Raw genomic sequence first — 25320 nt, forward strand, 5'->3', positions numbered from 1 at the left:
TTACCCGTTGAGCGCCGCGTTGAGGCGCGTTTTCATCGACTGATAGCTGTCCAGCGCATAGATCTCGGCCCAGTTCTGATCCTCAATCGCCTCGATTTTCACCGCGCAGTACTTGGTTTCCGGCGTTTTCGAGATAGGGTCGAGGTTATCCTGGGTCAGTTCGTTACAGGCGCCAATCCACCATTGGTAGGTCATATAAACGCTGCCATGGTTGATGCGTTCGCTGACGCTGGCGCGGCTAATCACCTTGCCGCGACGTGAGGAGACCCACACTAACTGCTTATCATGCACGCCAAGCAGGTTGGCATCCTGCGGGTTCATCTGCACAAAGCCAGGCTCATCGGCGAGCGATTGCAGCACCGCACAGTTGCCGGTCATTGAACGACAGGAGTAGTGCCCGACCTCGCGTACGGTGCAGAGCACCAGCGGGAAGTCAGCGTCCGGCGTTTCGGCTGGCGCACGCCACGGTGCCGCGAACAGGTGGCCTTTGCCATCCGGCGTGGCGAACTGATTGCCTCCGTACAGATACGGGGTCCCCGGGTGATCGAGCGTCGGGCAGGGCCACTGCACGTGCCCCATCTCGCCCATTTTTTCGTAGGTCACGCCGTAGAACAGCGGGCACAGCTCGCGCATTTCGTCCCAGATTTGCTGGTTATCGTCGTAGTGCATCGGGTAGCCCATTTCGTTTGCCAGCAGGCTGATAATTTCCCAGTCGCGCTTCACGTTATAGGTCGGTTCGATGGCTTTTTCGAAGCGCTGGAAGCCGCGGTCGGCGCAGGTGAAGACGCCGCCGTGTTCGCCCCATGAGGTGGCGGGCAGCAGCACGTCCGCCTGCTCGGCGGTCTTGGTCATAAAGATGTCCTGCACCACCACAAAGTCGAGCGCTTCAAACCCTTTGCGCACCAGGCCTAAGTCCGCCTCGGTTTGCAGCGGATCTTCGCCCATGATGTAGTAGGCTTTCACCTTCCCTTCGATAGCCAGATGCGGCACCTCGGTAATGCGCACGCCGACTTTGTCGTCCATCAGGCTGGCGTCAATGCCCCAGGCGTTGGCGAACTTCTCGCGCACGGCGGCATCGACCACGTCCTGATAGCCCGGGAACTGGTTGGGCAGCACACCCATGTCGCACGCGCCCTGCACGTTGTTCTGCCCACGCACCGGGCCGACGCCAACGGCTTCGCGCCCGAGATTACCGGTCAGCAGCGCCAGGCTTGCCAGCCCTTTCACCACGTCAACCGCCTGGCCGAACTGGGTCACGCCCATGCCCCACATAATGGTCGCCGACGGCGCGGCCGCGTAGGTGCGCATTGCCTGACGAACCTGCATGGCCGGGATGCCGGTCAGGGATTCCACCGCTTCCGGCGCGTAGTCTTTGACGATTTCACGCAGCTCATCAAGCCCGGTGGTGTAGCGCGAAACGTATTCGTGGTCGTAGAGATCTTCTTCCAGCAGCACGTGGGCGAAGGCATTCACCAGCGCCATATTGCTGCCGTTACGCATTTGCAGATGCTGGTCGGCGATGCGCGCGGTTTCAATACGACGCGGATCGCAGACGATAATTTTGGCCCCTTTGTCTTTCGCTTTAATCACGCGGCGCGCCACGATCGGGTGCGAGTCCGCGCAGTTGTAGCCAAAGACCAGCAGGCAGCGGGAGTTTTCAATATCGCCGATGCTGTTGCTCATCGCGCCGTTACCCAGCACGTCCTGAAGCCCGGCCACCGATGGGCCGTGACAGACGCGCGCGCAGCAGTCGACGTTATTGGTGTGCAGCACGCCACGGGCGAATTTCTGCATCACATAGTTGGTTTCATTGCCGGTGCCGCGCGATGACCCGGTGGTCATAATGGCGCGCGGCCCGAATTTGGCTTTGATATCGCCAAGACGCTTCGCGGTGTAGCGAATCGCCTCATCCCAGCTCACGGGGGTGAACTTGCCGCCTTTTTCATAGCGGATCATCGGCTGCGTTAATCGCGGCGTCAGCAGCTTGGTATCGTTGAGGAAGTCCCAGCCGTAATAGCCCTTCAGGCACAGCTCATTCTGGTTGGTTTTGCCGTCGGCGGCCTCGGCGCGGATAATTTTACCGTTGTCGACAACCAGCTTCAGTTTGCAACCAGCGCCACAGTAAGGGCACACACTCGTGATTTTTTTCATCAGTAACAGACCTGTTAAAAGAGAAATAAGGATGATTAAAGAGAGATAGACGCGGCGCTATCGAGCGCGGCGCGACGACGTTTTTCCGCACTCAGCTGTTCAAGCTTGCTGCGGTCAACGCAAAACAGTGCGTGAGTCGGGCAGGCTTCCATACAGGCCGGGCCGGCTTCGCGGTGGTAGCAGAGGTCACATTTGTTGGCTTCCGCTTTTTCCGCGCGCACTTTAAGGCCCGCGCCGCTGTTACGAACCACCGGGCGCACCACCACTTCCATCGCACCGTAAGGACAGGCCACCACGCAGGTTTTGCAACCAATGCAGCGTTCCTGCATCACGTGGATAAAGCCTTTATCGCGGCTGATAGCACCGTTCGGGCAGACGTTGGCGCACGGCGCATCTTCGCACTGGCGGCAGGCGGTGGCGGTAGAGACATCTACGCCTTTAATAACGTGAATACGGGGCAGGAAAGATTGCGGCGTCAGCGCGGCGCAGTCCTGATCTTCCTGGTGGGAAACCACGCATGCGACTTCGCATGTCCGGCAGCCAATACATTTACTCGCATCAGCAATGATGAAACGGTTCATCAACTTCTCCAGCAATGACAGTGAATTCGCGGGAGAATGCATTATTCGAGCCAACTTTTAGTTAGCTGTTTTTTAAGGGGATTTTATGACGAGTGATGAGAGATAAGCTGTCATCGTCACTAATGACGATGACAGATGACGACGCTAAGCGTGCGGCCCCGGAACGATGGACTCACGCTCAATCAGTTCACCGGGGAAGGTTTGCTGATATTTAAAATCCCCGCCGTCGAGCATGAATATAAGGCGGTGGATAGTCTCTTTAATCATTTCCGTGACCGGTATGCGCACGCTGGAGAGCGACGGAATCATATAAGGTGCCAGCGTAATATCATCAAAACCCAGCACCGAAACCTGCTGCGGCACGTTTATTCCACGTGCATGCAGACGTTTAATCGCCCCGACTGCCATATCGTCATTACTGGCGACCAGCGCGCTAAAATTAGCCTTGCTGTCTAGCAGTGCATCCACCCCGGCGGCACCGGTCGCGGGCGTCCACTTCCCTTGCACAATCAGCTCATTGCGCACAGCAATGCCGTGCTTCGTCAGCGCGTCTTTATAGCCGGACAGGCGTTCAATACCGGTAGGGGAATCCAGCGAGCCGGTAATAAAGGCGATATCGCGATGCCCAAGGCTAATTAACCGCTCCACCGCATTCTGGCTGGCGGATTTTTGATCGCAATAGACACAATGGCTGCTATTTCGCCGCAGCCGACGGTTGATGACTAATATCGGCTGCTGTTGCTGCTGAATAATCTCGTCAATATCGTCGACGCTCAGAAAACGGGGATAAATAATAATGCCGTCACAGCGCAGGTCGAGCAGGTACTGAATGGCATCTCGCTCCTCCTCGGCGCTGTGCTTACCGTCCGCCAGAAGCAGGCGTCGCCCGTGATCTTCGGTCATGCTCGCCGCGTGGAACAGCAGTTCGCTGAAATAGACCCCGTGATAGAGGGTGTTGGTGACCACCAGGCCCAGCGTCTGGGTTTTGTTGGTTGCCAGGTTACGCGCCAGAAGATTAGGCCGATAGCCACTCTCTTCAATGGCCAGAAACACCCGATCTTTCGTCTCCTGACTGACATAACCGTTGCCCGAGAGCACCCGGGATACGGTGGCTTTCGACACGCCTGCCCGTCGCGCCACCTCCAGCATTGTCGTCATAGTCATACCTTTGAGAAATCATTTGCCAGCAGTGTACTTCACCGTTTCGCTATTTTCAGCAACCACCGATCTGCGCGCTTTTTGTCCAGCGCCAGTTCCTGTGATCGGTTTCACGAATTAACCAAAAACAAAAATTAGATCTTGATGTAACAAAATTAACACATGAATATTATGTGGAACCGGTTTCCTATGCAACGTTTCATCACCCCGCCACACCGGGCGATGAGCGATAAGTACCCTACTGATAAAACAGGATTTTCCGATGTCTAAAAACTATGCGGCTCTGGCGCAATCCGTGGTGGGCGCGCTTGGCGGCGTGGAGAACATCTCCGCCGTCACGCACTGCATGACCCGCCTGCGCTTTGTACTGAAAGATGAAACGCAGGTCGACAGCGCCAGCCTTAAAGGCATCAGCGGCGTGCTGGGCGTGGTGCGTAACGACAACCAGTGCCAGGTGATTATCGGCAACACCGTCTCCCAGGCCTATCGTGAGGTGGTAAACCTGCTACCAGGCAACCTGCAGCCTGCCGCCCCGGTAGGAAAACCGAAGCTCACCTTACGCCGCATCGGCGCCGGGGTCCTCGACGCGCTGATCGGCACCATGTCGCCGCTGATCCCAGCGATTATCGGCGGATCGATGGTCAAGCTGCTGGCGATGATCCTCGAAATGACCGGCGTGCTGCCTAAAGGCGCGCCGACGCTCACTATTCTGACAGTAATCGGCGACGGCGCGTTCTTCTTCCTGCCGCTGATGGTCGCCGCCTCCGCAGCGGTGAAGTTCAAAACCAATATGTCGCTGGCAATTGCTATTGCCGGGGTGCTGGTGCACCCGAGCTTTATTGAGCTGATGGCGAAAGCGGCCCAGGGCGAGCACGTCGAATTTGCCTATATTCCAGTAACGGCGGTGAAGTACACCTACACGGTGATCCCGGCGCTGGTGATGACCTGGTGCCTCTCCTACATTGAACGCTGGGTCGATAAGATCACCCCGGCGGTCACCAAAAACTTCCTCAAGCCGATGCTGATCGTGCTGATTGCCGCGCCGCTGGCGATCCTGCTGATCGGCCCGATTGGCATCTGGATCGGTAGCGCCATCTCCGCGCTGGTGTACACCATACACGGCTACCTCGGCTGGCTGTCGGTCGCCATTATGGGCGCGCTGTGGCCGCTGCTGGTGATGACCGGGATGCACCGCGTCTTTACGCCAACCATTATTCAGACCATCGCTGAAACCGGCAAAGAGGGCATGGTGATGCCGTCGGAAATTGGCGCCAACCTGTCGCTCGGCGGTTCGTCGCTGGCGGTGGCATGGAAAACCAAAAACCCGGAGCTGCGTCAGACCGCGCTGGCGGCCGCCGCTTCCGCGATTCTGGCCGGGATTTCTGAACCGGCGCTGTACGGCGTGGCCATTCGTCTGAAACGCCCGCTGATTGCCAGCCTGATAAGCGGCTTTATCTGCGGCGGCATTGCCGGTGCCGTCGGGCTTGCCAGCCACTCCATGGCGGCACCGGGGCTGTTCACCAGCGTGCAGTTCTTCGACCCGGCTAACCCGATGACCATCGTCTGGGTGTTTGGGGTGATGGCGCTGGCGGTGGTGCTCTCCTTTGTGCTGACGCTGATTCTTGGTTTTGAAGATATTCCCGTCGAAGAGGCTGCCGCCGAGGCGCGTAAACGTCAGGCCACTGCGCCTGCCGGTACGGCGGCGGCACGAATTTCATAAATTTTTAGCGAGGTAACGCATGTCGACATTTCCGCAAGGCTTTCTCTGGGGCGGCGCTATTGCCGCCAACCAGGCCGAAGGGGCTTATCTTGAGGGCGGCAAAGGGCTGACCACCGTGGATATGATTCCGCACGGCGTAAACCGACTGCCGGTGAAGCTGGGGCAAGAGAAGCGCTTTACCCTGCGCGACGACGAGTTCTACCCTAGCCATCAGGCGATCGATTTCTATCATCGCTACAAAGAAGATATCGCGCTGATGGCGGAGATGGGTTTTACCGTGTTCCGCACCTCGATTGCCTGGAGCCGTCTCTACCCGAACGGCGATGAACTGACGCCAAACGAAGCTGGCATCGCCTTCTACCGCGACCTGTTCCGCGAGTGCCAGAAGTACGGCATTGAGCCGCTGGTCACCCTGTGCCACTTCGACGTGCCGATGCACCTGGTCACCGAATACGGTTCATGGCGCAACCGTAAAATGGTCGACTTTTTCGCCCGCTACGCCCGCACCTGCTTTGAAGCGTTCGACGGGCTGGTGAAGTACTGGCTGACTTTCAACGAAATCAACATCATGCTGCACAGCCCGTTCTCCGGCGCGGGGCTGGTGTTTGAAGAGGGTGAAAACCAGGATCAGGTGAAGTACCAGGCCGCGCACCACGAACTGGTAGCCAGCGCCCTGGCGACCAAAATCGCCCATGAGGTGAACCCGCAGAACCAGGTCGGCTGCATGCTGGCGGGCGGTAATTTCTACCCTTACTCCTGTAAGCCAGAAGACGTGTGGGCGGCGCTGGAGAAAGACCGCGAGAACCTGTTCTTTATCGACGTGCAGGCGCGCGGCCGCTATCCAGCCTACTCGGCGCGGGTGTTCCGTGAGAAAGGCGTGACGATTGCGAAAGAAGCGGGCGATGACGAGATCCTCAAGCATACCGTCGATTTTGTGTCGTTCAGCTACTACGCCTCGCGCTGCGCGTCGGCGGAGATGAATGCCAACAACACCAACGCGGCGAATATCGTCAAATCGCTGAAAAACCCGTATATCGAGGCCAGCGAATGGGGCTGGGGCATCGACCCGCTCGGCCTGCGCATCACCATGAACATGATGTACGACCGTTATCAGAAGCCGCTGTTTCTGGTGGAAAACGGCCTCGGCGCGAAAGACGTGGTCAACGCCGACGGGCAGATTGACGACGATTACCGCATCAGCTATCTGCGTGAACATATTCGGGCGATGGGGGAAGCGATTGAGGACGGGATTCCGGTTATCGGCTACACCACCTGGGGCTGTATTGATCTGGTGGCGGCATCCACCGGTGAGATGAGCAAGCGCTACGGGTTTGTCTACGTTGACCGTGATGATGCCGGGAATGGCACGCTGACGCGGACGCGTAAGAAGTCGTTCTGGTGGTATAAGAAGGTGATTGCCAGCAACGGGGAAGATTTGGCGTAAAAGTCACTCTCTGGCTCAATGCATGAGATTGCACCACCTCCTATTTTTATGGGAGGTGTGGCATCATAGCGTGCAGAACACATTGAATTCAGGGGTAATGCGTGTGAAACCGGTAACGCTGTACGATGTTGCAGATCATGCGGGGGTCTCTTATCAGACTGTCTCTCGCGTAGTGAATCAGGCTCGCCACGTTTCCGCCAAAACCCGTGAAAAAGTCGAAGCCGCCATGGCTGAGCTGAATTACATCCCCAACCGCGTCGCGCAGCAATTGGCGGGGAAACAGACGCCGCTCATCGGCGTTGCGACCGCTAACCTCGCGCTGCACGCACCTTCGCAGATTGTCGCGGCGATTAAGTCCCGCGCCGACAGTTCGGGCGCGAGCGTAGTCATCTCGATGGTGGAGCGTAACGGTGTGGAAGCCTGTAAAGCGGCGGTTCATAATCTGCTGACGCAGCGGGTAACCGGTTTAATCATTAACTATCCGCTCGATGAAAATGACGCTATTGAGGTCGCGGCAAGCTGTGGCAGCGTACCGGTACTTTTTCTTGACGTCTCTGACACCTCCCCCATTAACAGCGTGATTTTTTCTCACGATGATGGCGCACGTTTGGGGGTTGAGCATCTGGTGGAGCATGGGCATCAGCGCATTGCGCTTCTGGCCGGGCCGCACTCATCGGTTTCCGCGCGATTAAGGCTCGCAGGCTGGCATAAATATCTGGCGCACTACCAGCTACGGCCGGTTGCTGAAACAGAAGGAGACTGGAGCGCCATGTCCGGTTTTCAGCAAACGCTACAGATGCTTAATAACGGCACCATACCAACCGCGATGCTGGTCGCCAACGATCAGATGGCGCTGGGCGCAATGCGAGCCATCAGCGAGTTCGGTCTGCGCGTAGCGAGCGACATCTCCATTATTGGCTATGACGATACCGAGGATAGCGCCTGCTATATTCCGCCTCTCACCACCATCAGACAGGATTTTTCGCTGCTTGGAAAAACGAGCGTAGACAAACTGCTACAGCTATCTGCCACTGAACCCGCCGCGAACAATCAACTACTGCCGGTATCATTGATTCAACGTAAGACCGTTTGTCCTCCCAATGCCCATGCGGCTTCCCCTGAAGCTTTGGCCAATTCACTCATCCAGCTAGCACGGCAGATCTCCCAGCTCCCACCCAAAATGTGAGCGCGTGAAATTGTGTGAGTTAGCTCACTCATTGGTCATCTCATCCTTTACAGAAAGAACGCTGCGCCCCTATTTTAACAAAAATTTGTGAGCGGATAACAATTTCCATAAGGATACAGATATGTCCCTGAACACCGATTCACTCGCCGCCGTCTTACACCGTCGCGACTGGGAAAACCCTGGCGTAACGCAGCTCAACCGTCTGGAAGCGCATCCTCCTTTTTACAGCTGGCGAAATGCCGATGATGCTCACGCCGGACGAGGTTCTTCACAAAAGCGCAGCCTGAACGGGCAATGGAAATTTAGCTGGTTTGCCTCTCCTGAAGCGGTTCCGGAGAGGTGGCTGACAGGCGATCTGCCTCAGGCAGATACCATCAGCGTCCCCTCCAACTGGCAGATGGACGGCTATGATGCGCCAATTTACACCAACGTGACCTATCCTATTCCGGTTAACCCGCCGTTTGTACCCGCAGACAACCCTACAGGATGTTACTCGCTCACATTTGATATTGACGATGCCTGGCTTCAGGAAGGCCAGACGAGGATCATCTTTGACGGCGTGAACTCAGCGTTCCATCTGTGGTGTAACGGGCGCTGGGTGGGCTACGGGCAGGACAGCCGTCTACCGTCTGAATTCGATCTCCGCGATTATCTGCGTCGCGGTGAAAACCGTCTGGCGGTACTGGTACTTCGCTGGAGCGACGGCAGCTATCTGGAAGACCAGGACATGTGGCGGATGAGCGGGATTTTCCGCGATGTATCTCTACTCCATAAGCCCGCCACGCAAATCAGCGACCTGCAAATTAATACCCGTTTTAACGACGACTTCAGCCGTGCCGTTCTGGAAACGCAGGTCCGGGTCGCAGGTGAGCTGCACGATAATTTACGCGTGACGGTGCAGCTGTGGGATAACGAAAGGTTAATCGGTGAAAACACCGCCCCGTTAGGCAGTGAAATTATTGACGAGCGCGGGGCCTACCATGACCGAGTTACCCTGCGTCTGAATGTCAAAGAACCGGCGCTGTGGAGCGCGGAGACGCCAAATCTGTATCGTGCCGTGGTGCTGTTGCACACCGTCGACGGCACGCTGACGGAAGCTGAAGCCTGTGATGTCGGCTTCCGTCAGGTCAGCATTGAAAATGGTCTGCTGCTGTTGAACGGCAAACCGCTGCTGATTCGCGGCACAAACCGCCATGAGCATCACCCGGTCAACGGTCAGGTGATGGACGAGGCAACGATGGTGCAGGACATCGTGCTGATGAAGCAAAATAACTTTAACGCCGTGCGCTGCTCTCACTATCCGAACCATCCGCTGTGGTACACGCTGTGTGACCGCTACGGCCTATATGTGGTGGATGAAGCCAATATTGAGACGCACGGAATGGTACCGATGAATCGCCTGACCAACGATCCCAACTGGCTGCCTGCCATGAGCCAACGCGTGACGCGGATGGTGCAGCGCGATCGCAACCATCCAAGCATTATTATCTGGTCGTTGGGCAATGAGTCCGGTCATGGTACCAACCACGATACGCTGTACCGCTGGCTGAAGTCAGAAGACCCATCGCGCCCGGTGCAGTATGAAGGCGGCGGTGCAGACTCTGCCGCCACCGACATCATCTGCCCGATGTACGCTCGCGTCGATCAAGATCAGCCCTTCCCCGCAGTGCCAAAATGGTCAATCAAGCAATGGTTGTCGATGCCCGGCGAGCAGCGTCCGCTGATCCTCTGCGAATATGCCCACGCCATGGGGAACAGTTTCGGCGGTTTTGCCAAATACTGGCAGGCGTTCCGTCAATATCCGCGCCTGCAGGGCGGCTTTGTCTGGGACTGGGTGGATCAATCGTTGATTAAATACGATGAGAACGGTAACGCCTGGTCTGCCTACGGTGGTGATTTTGGTGATACGCCAAACGATCGTCAGTTTTGCATGAACGGGCTGGTGTTCGCCGATCGTACACCACACCCGGCGCTGTATGAAGCCAAACACGAGCAGCAGTTTTTCCAGTTTGCGCTGTTGCCGGGGGACAAATGTCAGATTGAAGTTGTCAGCGAATACCTGTTCCGCCACAGCGATAACGAAGTGCTGCACTGGTCGCTGGCGCTGGACGGCAAACCGCTGACTTCAGGCGTGACGACGCTGGATATCCCACCGCAGGGTCGGCAGGTCATTACCCTACCAGAACGCCCGCAACAGGCGCATCAGGGTGAACTGTGGCTGACGGTTCGCATCGAACAACCGCAGGCAACCGCATGGTCAGAGGCGGGGCATATTTGCGCCTGGCAACAGTGGAAAGTGGGCGAGAAGCTCGGCATGCCGTTGCCACAATCCGCCAGCCGCGCGCCTGAGCTTACCGCCAGCGAGAGCGAATACCGTATCACCGTCGACAATAAACGCTGGGAGTTCAGCCGCCAACTTGGCCTGCTCACGCAGTATTCGATTGACGAAGAAGCGCAGCTGTTGACGCCGCTCATCGATCAATTTACCCGCGCGCCCTTGGACAACGATATCGGCGTGAGCGAGTCAACCCGCATTGATCCTAACGCCTGGGTAGAACGCTGGAAGGCCGCCGGTCACTATCAGCTTGAGGCGACCTTACTGCAATGCGAGGCGGACGCACTGGCAACTGCGGTGCTGATAACCACCGCGCACGCGTGGCAGTTCCGCGGAGAGACGCTGTTTGTCAGCCGCAAAACGTACCGCATCGACGGCCAGGGCGCGATGCACATCAGCGTGGACGTTGAGGTTGCCAGCGGGACCCCGCATCCGGCACGCATCGGTCTGAGCTGTCAGCTTGCGCAGGTGGCGGAGCGGGTCAACTGGTTGGGATTAGGCCCACATGAAAACTACCCGGACCGACTTTCTTCTGCCTGCGTCGATCGTTGGGATCTGCCACTGGATGCCATGTACACCCCTTATGTTTTCCCGAGTGAAAACGGCCTACGCTGCCACACCCGCGAGCTGAGCTATGGCGCGCACTGCTGGCGCGGTGATTTCCAGTTCAACATCAGCCGCTACGGTCAGGAACAGCTAATGGCGACCAGCCACCGCCACCTGCTGGAAGCGGAAGCGGGGACCTGGCTCAATATTGATGGCTTCCATATGGGCGTGGGCGGAGACGACTCCTGGAGTCCTTCCGTTTCGCCGGAATATCTGCTGAGCGCCGGGCGCTTCCACTACCAGCTGAGCTGGATTTAAAAATAATAGGCCGGCAGGTTAGCCCCTGCCGACCTTCTTCGAAAGGAAGTCCTTCATGTATTATTTAAAAAATACTAATTTCTGGATGTTTGGTTTTTTCTTCTTCTTTTATTTTTTCATTATGGGTGCCTACTTCCCCTTCTTCCCAATCTGGCTACACGATATAAACCATATCAGTAAAGGGGATACCGGTATTATCTTCGCCTGTATTTCACTGTTCTCGCTGCTATTCCAGCCTATTTTCGGTTTGCTTTCTGATAAGCTCGGCCTGCGTAAACATCTGCTGTGGGTGATTACCGGAATGCTGGTGATGTTTGCCCCATTCTTTATTTACGTCTTTGGCCCATTATTACAGGCCAATATTCTGCTGGGTTCGATTGTCGGCGGGATTTACCTCGGCTTTATTTACAATGCCGGTGCTCCTGCGATTGAAGCCTATATTGAAAAAGCGAGTCGCCGAAGCAACTTCGAATTTGGCCGCGCGCGCATGTTCGGCTGCGTGGGCTGGGCGCTGTGCGCCTCGATTGCCGGCATTATGTTCAACATCAATAACCAGTTTGTCTTCTGGCTGGGCTCCGGCTGCGCGGTCATTCTGGCCCTGCTGCTGTTCTTTTCAAAAACAGAGGTTCCGTCTTCCGCACAGGTTGCGGACGCGGTAGGCGCTAACCACTCGGCCTTCAGCCTTAAGCTGGCTCTGGAGCTGTTCAAGCAGCCAAAGCTCTGGTTCCTTTCACTGTACGTGGTCGGCGTCTCCTGTACCTATGACGTATTTGACCAACAGTTTGCCAACTTCTTCACCTCGTTCTTTGCTACCGGCGAACAGGGGACTCGGGTGTTTGGCTACGTCACGACCATGGGGGAGTTGCTCAACGCCTGCATCATGTTCTTTGCGCCGCTGATTGTGAATCGCATCGGGGGTAAGAACGCCCTGTTACTGGCGGGGACAATTATGTCGGTGCGGATTATCGGCTCCTCATTCGCCACCTCCGCGCTGGAAGTCGTTATCCTCAAAACGCTGCATATGTTTGAGATACCGTTCCTGATCGTCGGCTGCTTCAAATACATCACCAGTCAGTTTGAGGTGCGATTCTCCGCAACGATTTATCTGGTGTGCTTCTGTTTCTTCAAACAGCTGGCGATGATTTTTATGTCAGTACTGGCAGGCAACATGTACGAGAGCATTGGTTTCCAGGGGGCTTATCTGGTTCTGGGAATGATTGCGCTGAGCTTCACAGCCATCTCGGTATTTACCCTTAGCGGGGCAAAGCCGTTCTCCCATAAGCTCGCAAAAAATAGCCAATAAAATCAGGATGAAATAACGCTAATGAACATTCCGATGAGAGATAGAATAAAAACAGGCATGCTGTTCACGGATATGTGTGAAGGATTACCAGAAGAGAGACTGCGCGGCAAAGAATTAATGTATGACTTTAATAACACCCGCCCGTCCGAAGATAAAAAGAGAATTGAGCTCATTTATAAAATGTTCGGTAAAGTGGGAAAAACTCCGTGGATTGAACCACCAATACGCTTCGCCTACGGCAGTAATATTTTTATTGGTGACTGTTTTTATGCCAATTTCAACTTCACCATTGTTGACGATCACACGGTGACGATTGGTGATAATGTCCTGATCGCCCCTAACGTTACGATTTCGGTAACCGGACACCCGGTCCACCATGAATTGAGGGAAAAAGGCGAGATGTTTTCTTTCCCGGTAACGATAGAAAACAATGTGTGGATCGGCAGCAATGTGGTTATCAATCCGGGAGTCACTATTGGAGAAAACAGCGTTATCGGTGCGGGCAGCGTTGTCACGAAAGATATTCCCGCAAATGTCGTTGCGGCGGGCGTACCATGCAAAGTTATCCGAGAAATAACCGACCGGGATAAAGCGTATTACTATAAAGATTTTAAAGTCGAAGCGGCAGGTTAAATGCGTCTGCGCCTAAGCTATCTTTAGGTATCAATAAACGCTTACACGGTCTCTTGAGACGGCGTTCGCCTCAAGAGACCTTTTTCTGGAGAAGATAAACTTACTCTTCATCCTCCACCGCTAACGCTTCGAACCCGCCGTTCCCCTGCCACCCTTCAAGACGCTGATAAACCACCTCAACCGCGTCTTTAATCGCCTGGGTCATCGGGTAATAAAAGCCCACGATATCCGGCTGAATGCCGAGGAAAATCACCTCACCCACGTCTTCTTTCAGCTGATCCACCAGGTAGTTCAGCGGCATGTTGTGGGTGGTCATCATAAACATCTCGGCGATGTCGTCCGGGTCGATAATGCGAATCTCGCCCGGGTTCAGCCCCATATCGGTGGCATCGACAATCAGCAGGCGAGTCGGGTTCAGCTCGCGGATTGCCACAATATCGTTTTCCGGCGCGCTGCCGCCGTCAATCACGACCCACGCCCCTTTCGGCTGGGCTGCACACATTTCTGCCAACAGAGGGCCAGCGCCATCGTCGCCCATCATGCTATTGCCGACACAGAGTAAAACGTCAGTCATGGTATTTCCTCACTCTAAAAAATCAGTCGCGCAGGCGGCGCACCATCAGATAGATGGCGCTCTCCTGATGAATGGCGTGCAGCATATTGAGCATCGCCTGGCTCCACTCTTTTTGCTGCGACGTTTGTGACGCCCGCGCTTTATCAAACGCGTTCGCCAGCATCGACACGTGATTGCTGTCGATGACTATTTCGCCGTACTTCGGCACGCCTTCCATCTTGCGCCGCGCCGTACTGCCCGCTTCAAGCGTAGCAATCCACGCCAGATACTCATCCCACGGGCAGGTCAGCGCGGCTTCGAGGCAGTCGATGACCCCGAGGTGGTGGCCAATCGCCAGGCTGTAATAGACAACCTGCTGCGCCTCGGAAGGCGTGGCATCGTTCTCATCAATAAATTTACGGCTCAGTTGACTGAACACCACCTGTTCGCTCATCGAATACGTGCCTCTTCTACTACGTGGTTAAGCTGCGTGACGATTTCCGTCAGACGCGGATCGTTTTCTGTGGCCAGCCACTGCTGAACCTGAGTGTCACCCTGGCCCAGATGCAGCATATAGTCGTCGGCAATCTGACGACCATAGCGGTAGCCCGCCAGGCGGCGCGCGGCGCGGTCAACCTGCACGCGCAGCGGCTGGACCATGTCCGGATGCAGAATTTCAGCCGGCTGCGCATCCAGTTCACTTGGCGCACGAGCGTGGATTTTCTGCTCCAGCAGACCCAGCGCCATGGCAAAGCCGTACAGCGTTGCCGCAGGCGTCGGCGGGCAGCCAGGAATGTACACGTCCACCGGTACGATTTTATCGGTGCCGCCCCAGACGCAGTACAGGTCGTGGAAGATACCGCCGCTGTTGCCGCAGGCGCCGTAAGAGATACAGATTTTCGGGTCCGGCGCGGACTGCCAGGCACGCAGCGCTGGCGAACGCATGGCGCGGGTCACCGCACCGGTAAACAGCAGAATGTCGGCATGACGCGGTGACGGCACCACTTTAATACCAAAACGTTCGGCGTCGAACAGCGGTGAAAGCGTGGCAAAGATTTCGATTTCGCAGCCGTTACAGCCGCCGCAGTCCACGCGGTAGACGTAGGCGGAACGCTTGATGTTTTTCAAAAGCGACGCTTTCATGCTGGCGATAGATTCTTCTACCGTCATCGGCACCGGCATGCCGTTGTCGTCGCGTGGCCCTATTAAGTTGCTCATCAGATGGCCTCTTTCATGTGGCGAGTCAGGTCAATACGGTCGGAAGGCACCAAACATTTCTGACGCTTACATTCCGGGCAGGTCTCAAAGCTTTCGCGGTGGTTTTCCGCGCGGCTGTCGCCGTTGTGCTTGAGCAGCGCAATGGCGTAATCAATCTCTTTTTGCACCGCAAACGGACGGTTGCAAACGCGGCAGTTGCAGATATCAAAACGGGACTGCTGCAAGAAATCTTCTTTCTTCCACACCGCCAGTTCGTACTCCTGCGACAGCTTGATCGCCGCCGTCGGGCACACTTCTTCGCAGCGGCCGCAGAAGATGCAGCGGCCGAGGTTGAACTGCCACGCCAGCTGATTGCTGACGCGGTCGGTTTCCACCGTCAGGGCGTTCGACGGGCAGGCGTTGACGCACGCCGCGCAGCCGATGCACTGCTGCGGGTTGTGTTCCGGCTTGCCGCGGAAGTTTTTATCAACCGGCATCGGTTCCAGCGGGTAGGACGATGTCGTGACGCCGGTTTTAATAGCTTTTTTAATAAAGGTAAACATAGTTGCTCCCAGCTTGCGTGCGGGGTTTTTACCCTCACCCTAGCCCTCTCCCTAAGGGAGAGGGGACAGATCGGCGTTGTCAGTTAATACACTCTCGCTCTGCCCTTCCCCCTCGCCCCTTTAGGGAGAGGGTCGGGGTAAGGGGAATCCCCACGCAATGCCCCAATTATTTCAGCGGCGAGTTCTTACGCTCGATGCTGTAGCGCTCAAGCTCTTTGTACGGCACGACCTTGCTCTTCTTCTTACGCACGTCGACCACGGTCATACGGTCGGTACAGGAGTAGCAAGGGTCGAGGCTACCGATAATCAGCGGCGCATCGGAAACGGTGTTGCCGCGCAGCATGTAGCGCAGGGTTGGCCAGTTGGCGTAGGTCGCCGCACGGCAGCGCCAGCGGTACAGCTTCTGGTTGTCGCCGGTCATGCTCCAGTGAATATCATCACCACGAGGCGCTTCCGAGAAGCCCAGCGCGAAGCGGTTTGGAATGTAGGTGAACCCTTCTACCGCCAGCGGGCCGCCAGGCAGGTTATCCAGACCGTAGTCAATCATGTTCAGCGCGGTGAACACTTCGTTGATACGCACTTTCAGACGGGAGATAACGTCGCAGCCCTGCTCGCTATGCACTTCCATCGGCAGCAGACCGTAGCCCACAAACGGGTGATCGGCGCGGGTGTCGCGGGCGTGGCCGCTGGCGCGAACCATCGGGCCGACGTTGCTGAAGTCGCGGGCGATTTCCGGGTCCAGGCGGCCGATACCGACGGTGCGCTGTTCCATGTTCGGGGTGCTCAGCAGAATATCCACCAGATCCTGCACGTCGCGACGCATCTGCTGCGCCAACTGACGGGTCTGGATCATGTCGTCTTTCAGGAAGTCACGACGGATGCCGCCAATCAGGTTCAGGCCGTAAGTTTTACGCGCGCCGGTGAGGATTTCCGCCATTTTCATGGAGGCTTCACGAACGCGGAAGAACTGCATAAAGCCGGAGTCGAAGCCGGTGAAGTGGCACGCCAGGCCGAGGTTCAGCAGGTGCGAGTGCAGACGCTCAACTTCCAGCAGAATGGCGCGGATCATCTGCGCACGTTCCGGCACCACGATGCCCATCGCGTTCTCGACGGAGGTGGTGTAGGCGGTGCTGTGGGCAAAGCCGCAGATGCCGCACACGCGGTCGGACAGGAAGGTCACTTCGTTGTAACCCATGCGGGTTTCCGCCAGTTTTTCCATGCCGCGGTGGACATAGAACAGACGATAGTCGGCGTCGATAATGTTCTCGCCGTCAACGAACAGGCGGAAGTGGCCCGGTTCATCGGAGGTGACGTGCAGCGGGCCAATTGGCACTACGTTGTTTTTCTTGCTGCCCAGCTCGTTGATGAACTCGTAGGTTTCGGCATCGGTGGTCGGTGCCGGGCGCTGACGGTAGTCCATGCTGTCTTTACGCAGCGGGTACAGCTCGTCCGGCCAATCATCCGGCAGCACCAGACGACGTTCGTCCGGCAGGCCCACCGGGCGCAGGCCGTACATGTCGCGCACTTCGCGCTCGCCCCAGACCGCCGCCGGAACGCGTGGCGTCACGGACGGGTATTCGAGGGTGTTAGGGTCGACTTCGACGCGCACGGTAATCCAGCACTTGGTGCCTTTTTCCATCGACAGCACGTAGTAGACCGCATAGTGTCCGTTCAGTTTACGTTCGTCGTTGCCGAACAGCACCGACAGCCAGCCGCCCTGCTGGTAGTAAAGAAACTCGACGACTTCCGGCAGGTAGTTCACCTTCACGGTAATCGTTAACTGGTCTTTGGTCTGCCAGGCTTCGTCCAGCACCACGCCCGGAAAGGCCTGGTGCAGCGCAGCGAGGTAGTGTTGACCCACTTTTTCTTCAGACATGCTCAAAACTCTCTTATCACGCCACCAGCAAGGAGACGAAGGCTAAAAAGGCTAAACCGAACCCGGTCCAGGTGATGCGACCGGTAATATCCAGACGCAGACGCGCCATGCTGTTTTCGAACAGCGCGATAATCAGCACGCCAACCACCAGCTTGACGATAGCGGCAATCACGGCAATCACCAGGCCACCAACGCTAAAGCTGGTCATCTGTCCCCACGGGATGAAGACGCCAACAAACATCTGCAGCACCACCAGCTGTTTCAGGCTGATGCCCCACTTCAGCACGCCGAAGCCGCTGCCGCTGTATTCAGACAGCGGGCCTTCCTGCAGCTCCTGCTCTGCTTCCGCTAAGTCGAACGGCAGTTTGCCCATTTCGATAAAGGTGGCGAAGGCGCAGGCGCAGAAGGCCAGCGCCAGCGGAATGCTGCGGCTAACCGGCCAGTGGTACAGAGTGTTGGTGATATTGCTGATATGGGTAGAGCCCGCAACCAGCGCGGCGACCCACAGACCCAACAGCAGCATCGGTTCAACCAGCACGCCGAGCATCGCTTCGCGGCTTGCGCCGATGGCGGTGAACGGGCTACCGGTGTCGAGACCGGCAATGGCAAAGAAGAAACGCGCGACGGCAAACAGATAGATAAGGGTAATCAGGTCGCCCAAGCCCGGCATTGGGGACGCTACGGTCACCACCGGCAGCGCGGTAGCAATCGTCAGCATCACGCCGACCATCACAAACGGCGTCAGGCGGAACACCCAGCCGGAAGCGTCCGGGCCAATGCTCTGACGGCCCAGCAGTTTGATGATGTCGCGATACTCCTGCATCACGCCCGGCCCGCGACGGTTATGCAACCGTGCGCGCAGCACGCGGGTGATACCAGACAGCAGCGGCGCCACGGCGAACAGCACCAGCGCCTGCAGTACAGCAAATAGGAACGTCATGTTCAGGCTCCTCGAGAGATGACAATCACGACCAGCACCGCCAGTTCAACCAGCGCCAGACGTTGCAGCAGCAGCGGCGCCGCCGCGTTCTGCCAGCCCGGAACCAGAGAGACCGGGTTGAGCCATTTGCGCAGTTTCAGCACCGGGGCAAAGGCCTGTTTCACCGGCATCGCAAAACCGTGCGCGGTGATCACCATGGATTGTTCGTGGTCGTAACCGCAGACCCACGCCGCGCCGCGAGAACGGCTTGGCAGGCGGTTGCCTTTGAGCAGCGCCAGAATGATGAATGGCAGCAGCGGGCAGGCAATCAGCAGCAGGGTAATCATCGGCTGGGAGACGACAGTGTGCGCGGTAGACATCGGCAGCGGCACGGCAGCGCTCAGCATTGGCAGCAACCACGGTGCGGCAACGCCGCCAACGATACACAACAGCGCCATCACCACGGTGCTAATTGCCATCAGCAGCGGCGCGCAGCAGGCGTTTTCCGCCTCTTTAGTACGCGGTGCGCCAAGGAAGGTGACGCCGTAGACTTTCGCCATACACATCACCGCCAGCGCGCCGGTAATCGCCAGGCCAACGGCCAGCAACGGCCCCAGCAGACGGCCAATAAACGCCCCGCTGGTGCTCAGCTTGAAGAAGGACTGGTAGATAACCCACTCACCGGCAAAGCCGTTCAGCGGCGGCAGCGCAGCCATCGCCATCAGGCCAACCAGCATAGCGAGCGAGATCATCGGCATACGTTTACCGATACCGCCCAGCTTCTCGATGTCGCGGTGGCCGGTACGGAACCAGACCGAGCCCGCGCCGAGGAACAGCGTGGTTTTGAACAAGCTATGGTTGAGCAGATGGTACAGACCGCCGATCAGACCCAGCGCCACCATCGCCGGCTCCTGCAGTGCCAGGCCGGTCACGCCGACGCCTAAACCGAGCAGTATGATGCCGATGTTTTCCAGCGTGTGGTACGCCAGCAGACGCTGAATATTGTGTTCCATCAGCGCATACAGACCGCCGACAAACGCGGTTACCATGCCCAGCACCAGCAGCGCAATGCCCCACCACAGCGGCTGAACGTCACCGAGCAGCGACACGGTGAGAATGCCGAGCAGACCCACTTTCATCACCACGGTAGAGAACAGCGCGGCGGCCGGTGCGCTGGCGCTGGCGTGCGCCTGCGGAACCCAACCGTGCAGCGGGATGATCCCCGCCAGCAGGCCGAAGCCAATGACGCAAAGTACCCAGATATCAGAACCGAGCGGCAGCATCTGCGCACGTTCGTTCAGCAGCACCAGATCCAGCGTGCCGTAGCGCTGCCACAGCAGCAGGCAGGCAATCGCCAGCAGAATAGTGCCCAGACGGCCCAGCGCAAACCACAGCTTGCCGGAAGCGGCGCAGCCGGTGAGGAACGCGCCGCACAGCGCCATGATTTCCGCCATCACCACCAGCGAACCGAAGCTGCTCGCCACCATCGCGCAGACGGCAGCCGCCAGCAGGATGTTGATCAGCAGACCGTTGCTTTTGACGTTCGGGTGACGATGCCAGTCAATGTTATAGAGGCTGACAAACAGGCCGCACAGGCCGAGCGCAATCAGCCAGACCGCGTTCAGCGGGGAGACCAGCACGCTGTAGTGAACCAATGACAGGCTGCCCATCACCGGGAAACCGTGAACCAGCACCTGAACGCCCGCCAGGCCCACGCACAGGCTGCCCAGCGCGCCGCCGATACCGGCCACAAAACCGCTCAGGGATTTATTAAACGACAGCACAAAGGAGAGCACGGCGGCGGCGGCAAACCAGGCCACTGCGCTATTAATCAACGTCATGACGCTCATTTTGCCTCTCCTTGTTGCGCCTGGAACAGCGTCAAATCGCCTAAGTCGGTATGGAAGGTCAGCTCACGTTTGCGTTTGCTAACGCGGGCCATGTCCATATTGTTCACCAGATGCAGCGCTTTGGTCGGGCAGGTGCGCACGCAGGCCGGGCCCTCTTCGTCGAAGTGGCACAGGTCGCATTTCACCGCGATGGCGCGGATACCAGGCACCCAGTCCAGCAGCGTACTGACGCGAGCCGGAGCCGGTGGCGCAGGCAGCGCTTTCGGAGTGTTGGCGTTGGCCGGGATATCCAGCGGACGGCTACCGGAAAACTCAATTGCCCCAAACGGACAGGCAATACCGCACAGTTTGCAGCTGACGCACAGGCTTTCATTGAGCTGTACGGCGCCATCGACGCGGGTAATCGCATTTACCGGGCAAACCGTGGCGCACGGCGCGTCTTCACAGTGGTGACACATCTGTGGCGCGGATTCTTTTTCATTGAGCATTACTCTAAGCCGTGGCATAGATTGCAGGCCGTGGTGGCGATGCGTTTCCGCACAGGCCGCTTCACAGGTACGGCAACCGATACAAAGGGTAGAGTCAGCAATTACAAAACGATTCACCAGGTCTTCCTCAGGTGACAGTCATTTTTGACGAAATCATGCAGAGCAAGTGTCATTTCGACACCCGTCGACACACCGATAATCAAGCGTGAGAAGCCCGTTGAGGCTCTTGTGCCAGCTGGCTGAAACTCACCGGGCTGTCGCTTTCAAGCGCCGCATACAGGGTGTCGTATACCGGCGAAATTTTTTCCAGGTAATGTTCCAGCACCTGCTCGCGGTCGCGGATATTGACGGTGCCGTCAATAAAGCCGTTCATGCTCATCTCGGCGCTGCCCACGCACTGTTTATTCAGGCCGTCGCGGGTTTCAACTACATACTCAACGGTGTGGCTGTTAAAGCCGCTGGCCAGGCTCACGGAAACCACGAAGTGTTCGAACAGCACGAAGCTCAGCTCTTTCTCCGGTGCGCAGTTCATAGCGTGATGCAGACGCGCTTTGGACAACGTAATCCCTTGAACCAAAGAGTTGCAGTAGACACGCCATTGATCCTGATGGCGGCGGTGACGATCGGCGATATAGTCGGCCTTCTCGCTAATTTCCCAAATAGTCATGTCGGTTACCCGGTTAATAGAAACAAGCCTCCTAAGCACTTTTCATGCCATGTTTTTAATTAATTGATTTTATTAATATTTAATGAAATAACACTGCCGGAGTGACATGTCATTTCGTCAGTACGACATCGTCATCGACAGTCTTTAATGACCTTTCTTCATCTCTGGCATTGTTATTGCATTACTGCTGCGAGTTATGTAACAGGAGGCGTTATGCACGAAATCACGCTCTGCCAGCGAGCACTGGAAATTGTCGAACAACAGGCGATGCAGAACGGCGCGAAGCGCGTCACCGGCGTCTGGATGAAGGTCGGCGCTTTTTCTTGTGTAGAGACCAGCGCAATGACCTTTTGTTTTGATCTGGTGTGCCGCGGCACGCTGGCTGAAGGCTGTACACTGCACGTCGAGGAACAGGAAGCGGAATGCTGGTGTGAATCCTGCCAGCAGTATGTTCAGCTCGTGTCAGTTCACGTGCGCCGTTGTCCGCAGTGCCATAGCGACAATCTGCGCATCGTCGCCGACGACGGTTTACAGATTCAGCGAATTGAAATTGATCAGGAGTAAAGTATGTGTACCACCTGTGGTTGTGCCGATGGCAACCTCTATATAGAGGGCGATGAACGTAACCCGCACTCGCTGTTCCGCAGCGCGCCTTTCGCCCCGGCAGGCCGTCCGGCAATGTCCATTACCGGCGTCAGAACCCGAGAATTTGAACCGCAGGCCGCGGACAACGGCGACCTGCACTATGGCCACGGCGAAGCGGGAACCCACGCGCCGGGCATGAGCCAGCGCCGGATGCTGGAAGTCGAAATCGACGTGCTGGATAAAAACAACCAGATTGCCGCCCGCAACCGCGCGCGCTTTGCCGCCCGCGAACTGCTGGTGCTGAATCTGGTTTCCAGCCCTGGCTCCGGTAAAACCACCCTGCTCACCGAAACGCTGATGCGCCTGAAAGACCGCGTCTCCTGCGCCGTTATCGAAGGCGACCAGCAGACGGTGAACGACGCCGCGCGTATTCGCGCCACCGGCACCCCGGCGATTCAGGTTAACACCGGTAAGGGCTGCCACCTTGATGCCCAGATGATTGCCGATGCCGCCCCGCGCCTGCCGCTTGAGAGCAACGGCATTCTGTTTATCGAAAACGTCGGCAACCTGGTCTGCCCGGCAAGCTTTGATCTGGGCGAACGCCACAAAGTCGCCGTGCTGTCGGTCACCGAAGGTGAAGACAAGCCGCTGAAGTACCCGCATATGTTTGCCGCCGCGTCGGTGATGCTGCTCAACAAAGTTGACCTGCTGCCGTACCTCAACTTCGACGTTGAGAAGTGCCTCGCCTGCGCGCGTGAAGTGAACCCGAATATTGAAATCATCCTGCTCTCCGCTACCAGCGGTGAAGGCATGGATAGCTGGCTGAACTGGCTGGAGACGCAGCGATGTGCATAGGCATTCCGGGACAAATTTCTGCCATTGATGGCGTACAGGCGAAGGTGGACGTGTGCGGCATTAAGCGCGACGTTGACCTGACGCTGGTCGGCGCGGTGGACGAAAACGGTCAGTCGCGCATCGGCCAGTGGGTGCTGGTGCACGTGGGCTTTGCCATGAGCATCATCAACGAAGAAGAGGCGCGCGATACCCTCGCAGCGCTGGAAAATATGTTTGAAGTCGAGCCCGACGTTGGCGCGCTGCTCTTTGGCGAGGAACGATAATGCGCTTTGTTGATGAGTACCGCGCGCCCGAGCAGGTGATGCAGCTGATTGCCCAGCTGAAAAACCGGGCGCAGCATCTGGCCTATACCGCCGAACGCCCACTGCGCATCATGGAAGTGTGCGGCGGCCACACGCACGCGATTTTCAAATTCGGTCTCGACCAGTTGCTGCCGGAGAACATCGAATTTATCCACGGGCCGGGCTGCCCGGTGTGCGTACTGCCGATGGGGCGCATCGACACCTGTATTGAAATCGCCAGCCATAAAGAGGTGATTTTCTGCACCTTCGGTGACGCCATGCGCGTGCCGGGGAAAAACGGCTCGCTGATGCAGGCCAAATCACGCGGTGCGGATATCCGTATCGTCTATTCGCCGATGGATGCTTTAAAGCTGGCGCAGCAGAACCCGGATCGTAAAGTGGTGTTCTTCGGCTTAGGCTTTGAAACCACCATGCCGACCACCGCCATCACGCTGCAACAGGCGAAGGCGCAGAAGGTCAGTAACTTCTTCTTTTTCTGCCAGCATATTACGCTTATACCAACCCTGCGCAGCCTGCTCGATCAGCCGGACAACGGTATCGATGCGTTTCTGGCGCCGGGCCACGTCAGCATGGTCATCGGCACTCACGCCTACGGCTTTATCGCCAGCGACTATCAGCGCCCGCTGGTAGTGGCGGGCTTTGAGCCGGTTGACCTGCTGCAGGGCGTGAATATGCTGGTGGAGCAGAAAATCGCCGCCGCCCCTTGCGTCGAAAACCAGTACCGCCGCGTAGTGCCGGACGATGGCAACCTGCTTGCGCAAAACGCCATTGCCGAGGTGTTTGCGGTCAAGGGCGACAGCGAATGGCGGGGCCTGGGGTTAATCAACGACTCCGGCGTACAGCTGACGCCAGACTATCAAGCGTTTGATGCGGAAGCGCACTTCAAACCGCAGCCGCAGCGCGTCTGTGACGATCCGCGCGCCCGCTGCGGCGACGTGCTGACCGGCCGCTGCAAACCGCATCAGTGCCCGCTGTTTGGCGCCACCTGCAACCCGCAGAGCGCGTTTGGCGCGCTGATGGTGTCGTCGGAAGGCGCCTGCGCCGCCTGGTATCAATATCGCAGTCAGGAGGCAGAAGCATGAAAAGTATTCAGTTAGCGCACGGGAGCGGCGGTCTGGCGATGCAGCAGCTGATCGACAGCCTGTTTATGAAAGCCTTTGCTAACCCCTGGCTGGCGGAGCAGGAAGATCAGGCGCGTCTGTCGCTGGCTTCGCTGACCGCCCACGGCGACCGTCTGGCCTTCTCCACCGACAGCTACGTGATTGACCCGCTGTTCTTCCCCGGCGGCAATATCGGCAAGCTGGCGATTTGCGGCACCGCCAACGATGTGGCGGTGAGCGGCGCGGTGCCACGCTATCTCTCCTGCGGCTTTATTATTGAAGAAGGGCTGCCGATGGAGACGCTGGAGGCGGTGGTCAACAGCATGGCGGAGACGGCCAAAGCAGCGGATATCGCCATCGTCACCGGCGACACCAAGGTCGTGGGTCGCGGCGCAGCGGATAAGCTGTTTATCAATACCGCCGGAATGGGCGCTATCCCGTCCGATATTCACTGGGGCGCGGCTACGCTCACCCCGGGGGATCTGCTGATTGTCAGCGGCACGCTCGGCGACCACGGCGCGACCATCCTCAACCTGCGCGAACAGCTTGGCCTTGACGGCGAACTGCAAAGCGACTGTGCGGTGCTGACGCCGCTTATCCAGAGCCTGCGCCCGATAGCTGGCGTGAAAGCGCTGCGTGATGCCACCCGCGGCGGCGTAAACGCGGTGGCCCATGAGTTTGCCGCCACCAGCGGCCACGGCGTTGAAATTCATGAACAACACATTCCGCTGAAAGACGCGGTGCGCGGCGTGTGCGAATTATTAGGGCTTGACGCGCTTAACTTCGCAAATGAAGGTAAACTGGTGATTGGCGTGACCCGCGAGGCAGCCGATGAGGTACTCGCCGCACTGCGCGCCCATCCGCTGGGGCGTGATGCCGCTATCATTGGCGAAGTCACGGAACGCCGCGGGGTTCGCGTTGCCGGGCTGTACGGCGTGAAACGCACGCTGGATCTTCCTCACGCCGAACCGCTGCCACGAATCTGTTAAC

23 protein-coding genes are annotated in these 25320 nt (G+C 57.5%); 11 read left to right on the forward strand and 12 right to left on the reverse strand.

The annotated features are described in order from the left end of the window. From fdhF to ACLGE8_RS17500, 3 genes are all read right to left on the reverse strand, one after another. Positions 1-2151 carry a formate dehydrogenase subunit alpha gene (gene fdhF, locus ACLGE8_RS17490; protein WP_411000088.1) on the reverse strand — a complete coding sequence of 717 codons (2151 nt, stop codon included), beginning with the start codon at positions 2149-2151 and terminating at the stop codon, positions 1-3. A gap of 35 nt (positions 2152-2186) precedes the next feature. Further along, complete coding sequence (hydN, locus tag ACLGE8_RS17495) at positions 2187-2732, reverse strand: electron transport protein HydN (protein WP_185668054.1); 546 nt, start codon at positions 2730-2732, stop codon at positions 2187-2189. 144 nt (positions 2733-2876) lie between these two features. Then, complete coding sequence (locus ACLGE8_RS17500; RefSeq protein ID WP_411000089.1) at positions 2877-3890, reverse strand: LacI family DNA-binding transcriptional regulator; 1014 nt, start codon at positions 3888-3890, stop codon at positions 2877-2879. Between the two features lie 262 nt (positions 3891-4152). On the opposite strand from ACLGE8_RS17500, the gene ascF reads away from it, so the two are divergent. The 6 genes from ascF (at position 4153) to lacA (ending at position 13375) form a co-directional block, all read left to right on the forward strand. Then, complete coding sequence (gene ascF / locus ACLGE8_RS17505; protein WP_411000090.1) at positions 4153-5610, forward strand: PTS cellobiose/arbutin/salicin transporter subunit IIBC; 1458 nt, start codon at positions 4153-4155, stop codon at positions 5608-5610. A gap of 19 nt (positions 5611-5629) precedes the next feature. Beyond that, the gene (locus tag ACLGE8_RS17510) at positions 5630-7054 is read left to right on the forward strand and encodes a 6-phospho-beta-glucosidase (RefSeq protein WP_411000091.1); all 1425 of its coding nucleotides are present in this window, start codon (positions 5630-5632) and stop codon (positions 7052-7054) included. Positions 7055-7157: 103 nt separating this feature from the next. Continuing rightward, positions 7158-8240 (forward strand): LacI family DNA-binding transcriptional regulator, encoded by a 1083-nt coding sequence (locus tag ACLGE8_RS17515; RefSeq protein WP_411000092.1) that lies wholly within the window; start codon positions 7158-7160, stop codon positions 8238-8240. 121 nt (positions 8241-8361) lie between these two features. Further along, entirely contained in the window at positions 8362-11439 is a 3078-nt protein-coding gene (locus ACLGE8_RS17520; RefSeq protein ID WP_411000093.1) for a beta-galactosidase, read from the forward strand. A gap of 55 nt (positions 11440-11494) precedes the next feature. Continuing rightward, on the forward strand, positions 11495-12742 hold the full coding sequence (locus ACLGE8_RS17525) for an MFS transporter (RefSeq protein WP_411000094.1): 1248 nt from the start codon (positions 11495-11497) through the stop codon (positions 12740-12742). A 21-nt stretch (positions 12743-12763) separates the two neighbouring features. Continuing rightward, positions 12764-13375 (forward strand): galactoside O-acetyltransferase, encoded by a 612-nt coding sequence (gene lacA, locus ACLGE8_RS17530; protein WP_411000095.1) that lies wholly within the window; start codon positions 12764-12766, stop codon positions 13373-13375. Between the two features lie 100 nt (positions 13376-13475). Here the strand turns inward: lacA and hycI are convergent, their stop codons facing one another. From hycI to hycA, 9 genes are all read right to left on the reverse strand, one after another. Then, the gene (hycI, locus tag ACLGE8_RS17535) at positions 13476-13949 is read right to left on the reverse strand and encodes a hydrogenase maturation peptidase HycI (RefSeq protein ID WP_411000097.1); all 474 of its coding nucleotides are present in this window, start codon (positions 13947-13949) and stop codon (positions 13476-13478) included. A 22-nt stretch (positions 13950-13971) separates the two neighbouring features. Then, positions 13972-14382 (reverse strand): formate hydrogenlyase maturation HycH family protein, encoded by a 411-nt coding sequence (locus ACLGE8_RS17540; RefSeq protein ID WP_411000098.1) that lies wholly within the window; start codon positions 14380-14382, stop codon positions 13972-13974. Next, positions 14379-15146, reverse strand: a complete 768-nt coding sequence (locus ACLGE8_RS17545; RefSeq protein WP_035892565.1) for an NADH-quinone oxidoreductase subunit B family protein — start codon at positions 15144-15146, stop codon at positions 14379-14381. Before ACLGE8_RS17545 ends, ACLGE8_RS17540 begins: the two co-directional genes overlap by 4 nt. Beyond that, complete coding sequence (locus ACLGE8_RS17550) at positions 15146-15688, reverse strand: formate hydrogenlyase complex iron-sulfur subunit (protein ID WP_333496692.1); 543 nt, start codon at positions 15686-15688, stop codon at positions 15146-15148. Before ACLGE8_RS17550 ends, ACLGE8_RS17545 begins: the two co-directional genes overlap by 1 nt. 166 nt (positions 15689-15854) lie before the next feature. Beyond that, on the reverse strand, positions 15855-17564 hold the full coding sequence (gene hycE / locus ACLGE8_RS17555; protein ID WP_333496691.1) for a formate hydrogenlyase subunit HycE: 1710 nt from the start codon (positions 17562-17564) through the stop codon (positions 15855-15857). Between the two features lie 16 nt (positions 17565-17580). Then, a complete protein-coding gene (locus ACLGE8_RS17560) occupies positions 17581-18504 on the reverse strand; it encodes a respiratory chain complex I subunit 1 family protein (RefSeq protein WP_411000099.1) in 924 nt (307 codons plus the stop codon). 2 nt (positions 18505-18506) lie between these two features. Then, positions 18507-20333, reverse strand: a complete 1827-nt coding sequence (gene hycC / locus ACLGE8_RS17565) for a formate hydrogenlyase subunit 3 (RefSeq protein ID WP_411000100.1) — start codon at positions 20331-20333, stop codon at positions 18507-18509. Further along, entirely contained in the window at positions 20330-20938 is a 609-nt protein-coding gene (locus ACLGE8_RS17570) for a 4Fe-4S dicluster domain-containing protein (protein WP_411000101.1), read from the reverse strand. The genes hycC and ACLGE8_RS17570 overlap by 4 nt, the downstream gene beginning before the upstream one ends. Before the next feature lie 82 nt (positions 20939-21020). Beyond that, the gene (gene hycA, locus ACLGE8_RS17575) at positions 21021-21488 is read right to left on the reverse strand and encodes a formate hydrogenlyase regulator HycA (RefSeq protein WP_185668045.1); all 468 of its coding nucleotides are present in this window, start codon (positions 21486-21488) and stop codon (positions 21021-21023) included. 213 nt (positions 21489-21701) lie between these two features. Here hycA and hypA point away from each other — a divergent pair, with 213 nt between their 5' ends. From hypA to hypE, 5 genes are read left to right on the forward strand one after another with little or no spacing between them, the layout of a single operon-like run. Continuing rightward, on the forward strand, positions 21702-22052 hold the full coding sequence (gene hypA / locus ACLGE8_RS17580; protein WP_411000103.1) for a hydrogenase maturation nickel metallochaperone HypA: 351 nt from the start codon (positions 21702-21704) through the stop codon (positions 22050-22052). A 3-nt stretch (positions 22053-22055) separates the two neighbouring features. Further along, positions 22056-22928 carry a hydrogenase nickel incorporation protein HypB gene (hypB, locus tag ACLGE8_RS17585; RefSeq protein WP_411000104.1) on the forward strand — a complete coding sequence of 291 codons (873 nt, stop codon included), beginning with the start codon at positions 22056-22058 and terminating at the stop codon, positions 22926-22928. Further along, positions 22919-23191, forward strand: a complete 273-nt coding sequence (locus ACLGE8_RS17590) for a HypC/HybG/HupF family hydrogenase formation chaperone (RefSeq protein WP_035892574.1) — start codon at positions 22919-22921, stop codon at positions 23189-23191. The genes hypB and ACLGE8_RS17590 overlap by 10 nt, the downstream gene beginning before the upstream one ends. After that, positions 23191-24312 carry a hydrogenase formation protein HypD gene (hypD, locus tag ACLGE8_RS17595; RefSeq protein ID WP_411000105.1) on the forward strand — a complete coding sequence of 374 codons (1122 nt, stop codon included), beginning with the start codon at positions 23191-23193 and terminating at the stop codon, positions 24310-24312. The genes ACLGE8_RS17590 and hypD overlap by 1 nt, the downstream gene beginning before the upstream one ends. Then, positions 24309-25319: a hydrogenase expression/formation protein HypE gene (gene hypE / locus ACLGE8_RS17600; protein ID WP_333496686.1), complete on the forward strand. Its 1011-nt coding sequence runs from the start codon at positions 24309-24311 to the stop codon at positions 25317-25319. Before hypD ends, hypE begins: the two co-directional genes overlap by 4 nt. Position 25320 lies beyond the last annotated feature (1 nt).

Source organism: Kluyvera sp. 142486 (assembly GCF_046569695.1).
GTDB lineage: Bacteria > Pseudomonadota > Gammaproteobacteria > Enterobacterales > Enterobacteriaceae > Kluyvera.

Excerpts from the sequence above, each read along its gene's own strand:
- ACLGE8_RS17525 (WP_411000094.1), top strand. The coding sequence starts at position 11,495 with ATGTATTATTTAAAAAATACTAATTTCTGGATGTTTGGTTTTTTCTTC.
- ACLGE8_RS17540 (WP_411000098.1), bottom strand. The coding sequence starts at position 14,382 with ATGAGCGAACAGGTGGTGTTCAGTCAACTGAGCCGTAAATTTATTGAT.
- ascF (WP_411000090.1), top strand. The coding sequence starts at position 4,153 with ATGTCTAAAAACTATGCGGCTCTGGCGCAATCCGTGGTGGGCGCGCTT.
- ACLGE8_RS17520 (WP_411000093.1), top strand. The coding sequence starts at position 8,362 with ATGTCCCTGAACACCGATTCACTCGCCGCCGTCTTACACCGTCGCGAC.
- ACLGE8_RS17550 (WP_333496692.1), bottom strand. The coding sequence starts at position 15,688 with ATGTTTACCTTTATTAAAAAAGCTATTAAAACCGGCGTCACGACATCG.
- ACLGE8_RS17510 (WP_411000091.1), top strand. The coding sequence starts at position 5,630 with ATGTCGACATTTCCGCAAGGCTTTCTCTGGGGCGGCGCTATTGCCGCC.
- ACLGE8_RS17590 (WP_035892574.1), top strand. The coding sequence starts at position 22,919 with ATGTGCATAGGCATTCCGGGACAAATTTCTGCCATTGATGGCGTACAG.
- ACLGE8_RS17500 (WP_411000089.1), bottom strand. The coding sequence starts at position 3,890 with ATGACGACAATGCTGGAGGTGGCGCGACGGGCAGGCGTGTCGAAAGCC.
- hycI (WP_411000097.1), bottom strand. The coding sequence starts at position 13,949 with ATGACTGACGTTTTACTCTGTGTCGGCAATAGCATGATGGGCGACGAT.
- hycA (WP_185668045.1), bottom strand. The coding sequence starts at position 21,488 with ATGACTATTTGGGAAATTAGCGAGAAGGCCGACTATATCGCCGATCGT.
- lacA (WP_411000095.1), top strand. The coding sequence starts at position 12,764 with ATGAACATTCCGATGAGAGATAGAATAAAAACAGGCATGCTGTTCACG.
- ACLGE8_RS17560 (WP_411000099.1), bottom strand. The coding sequence starts at position 18,504 with ATGACGTTCCTATTTGCTGTACTGCAGGCGCTGGTGCTGTTCGCCGTG.
- hypB (WP_411000104.1), top strand. The coding sequence starts at position 22,056 with ATGTGTACCACCTGTGGTTGTGCCGATGGCAACCTCTATATAGAGGGC.
- hypE (WP_333496686.1), top strand. The coding sequence starts at position 24,309 with ATGAAAAGTATTCAGTTAGCGCACGGGAGCGGCGGTCTGGCGATGCAG.
- hydN (WP_185668054.1), bottom strand. The coding sequence starts at position 2,732 with ATGAACCGTTTCATCATTGCTGATGCGAGTAAATGTATTGGCTGCCGG.
- hypA (WP_411000103.1), top strand. The coding sequence starts at position 21,702 with ATGCACGAAATCACGCTCTGCCAGCGAGCACTGGAAATTGTCGAACAA.
- hycE (WP_333496691.1), bottom strand. The coding sequence starts at position 17,564 with ATGTCTGAAGAAAAAGTGGGTCAACACTACCTCGCTGCGCTGCACCAG.
- hycC (WP_411000100.1), bottom strand. The coding sequence starts at position 20,333 with ATGAGCGTCATGACGTTGATTAATAGCGCAGTGGCCTGGTTTGCCGCC.
- ACLGE8_RS17545 (WP_035892565.1), bottom strand. The coding sequence starts at position 15,146 with ATGAGCAACTTAATAGGGCCACGCGACGACAACGGCATGCCGGTGCCG.
- hypD (WP_411000105.1), top strand. The coding sequence starts at position 23,191 with ATGCGCTTTGTTGATGAGTACCGCGCGCCCGAGCAGGTGATGCAGCTG.
- fdhF (WP_411000088.1), bottom strand. The coding sequence starts at position 2,151 with ATGAAAAAAATCACGAGTGTGTGCCCTTACTGTGGCGCTGGTTGCAAA.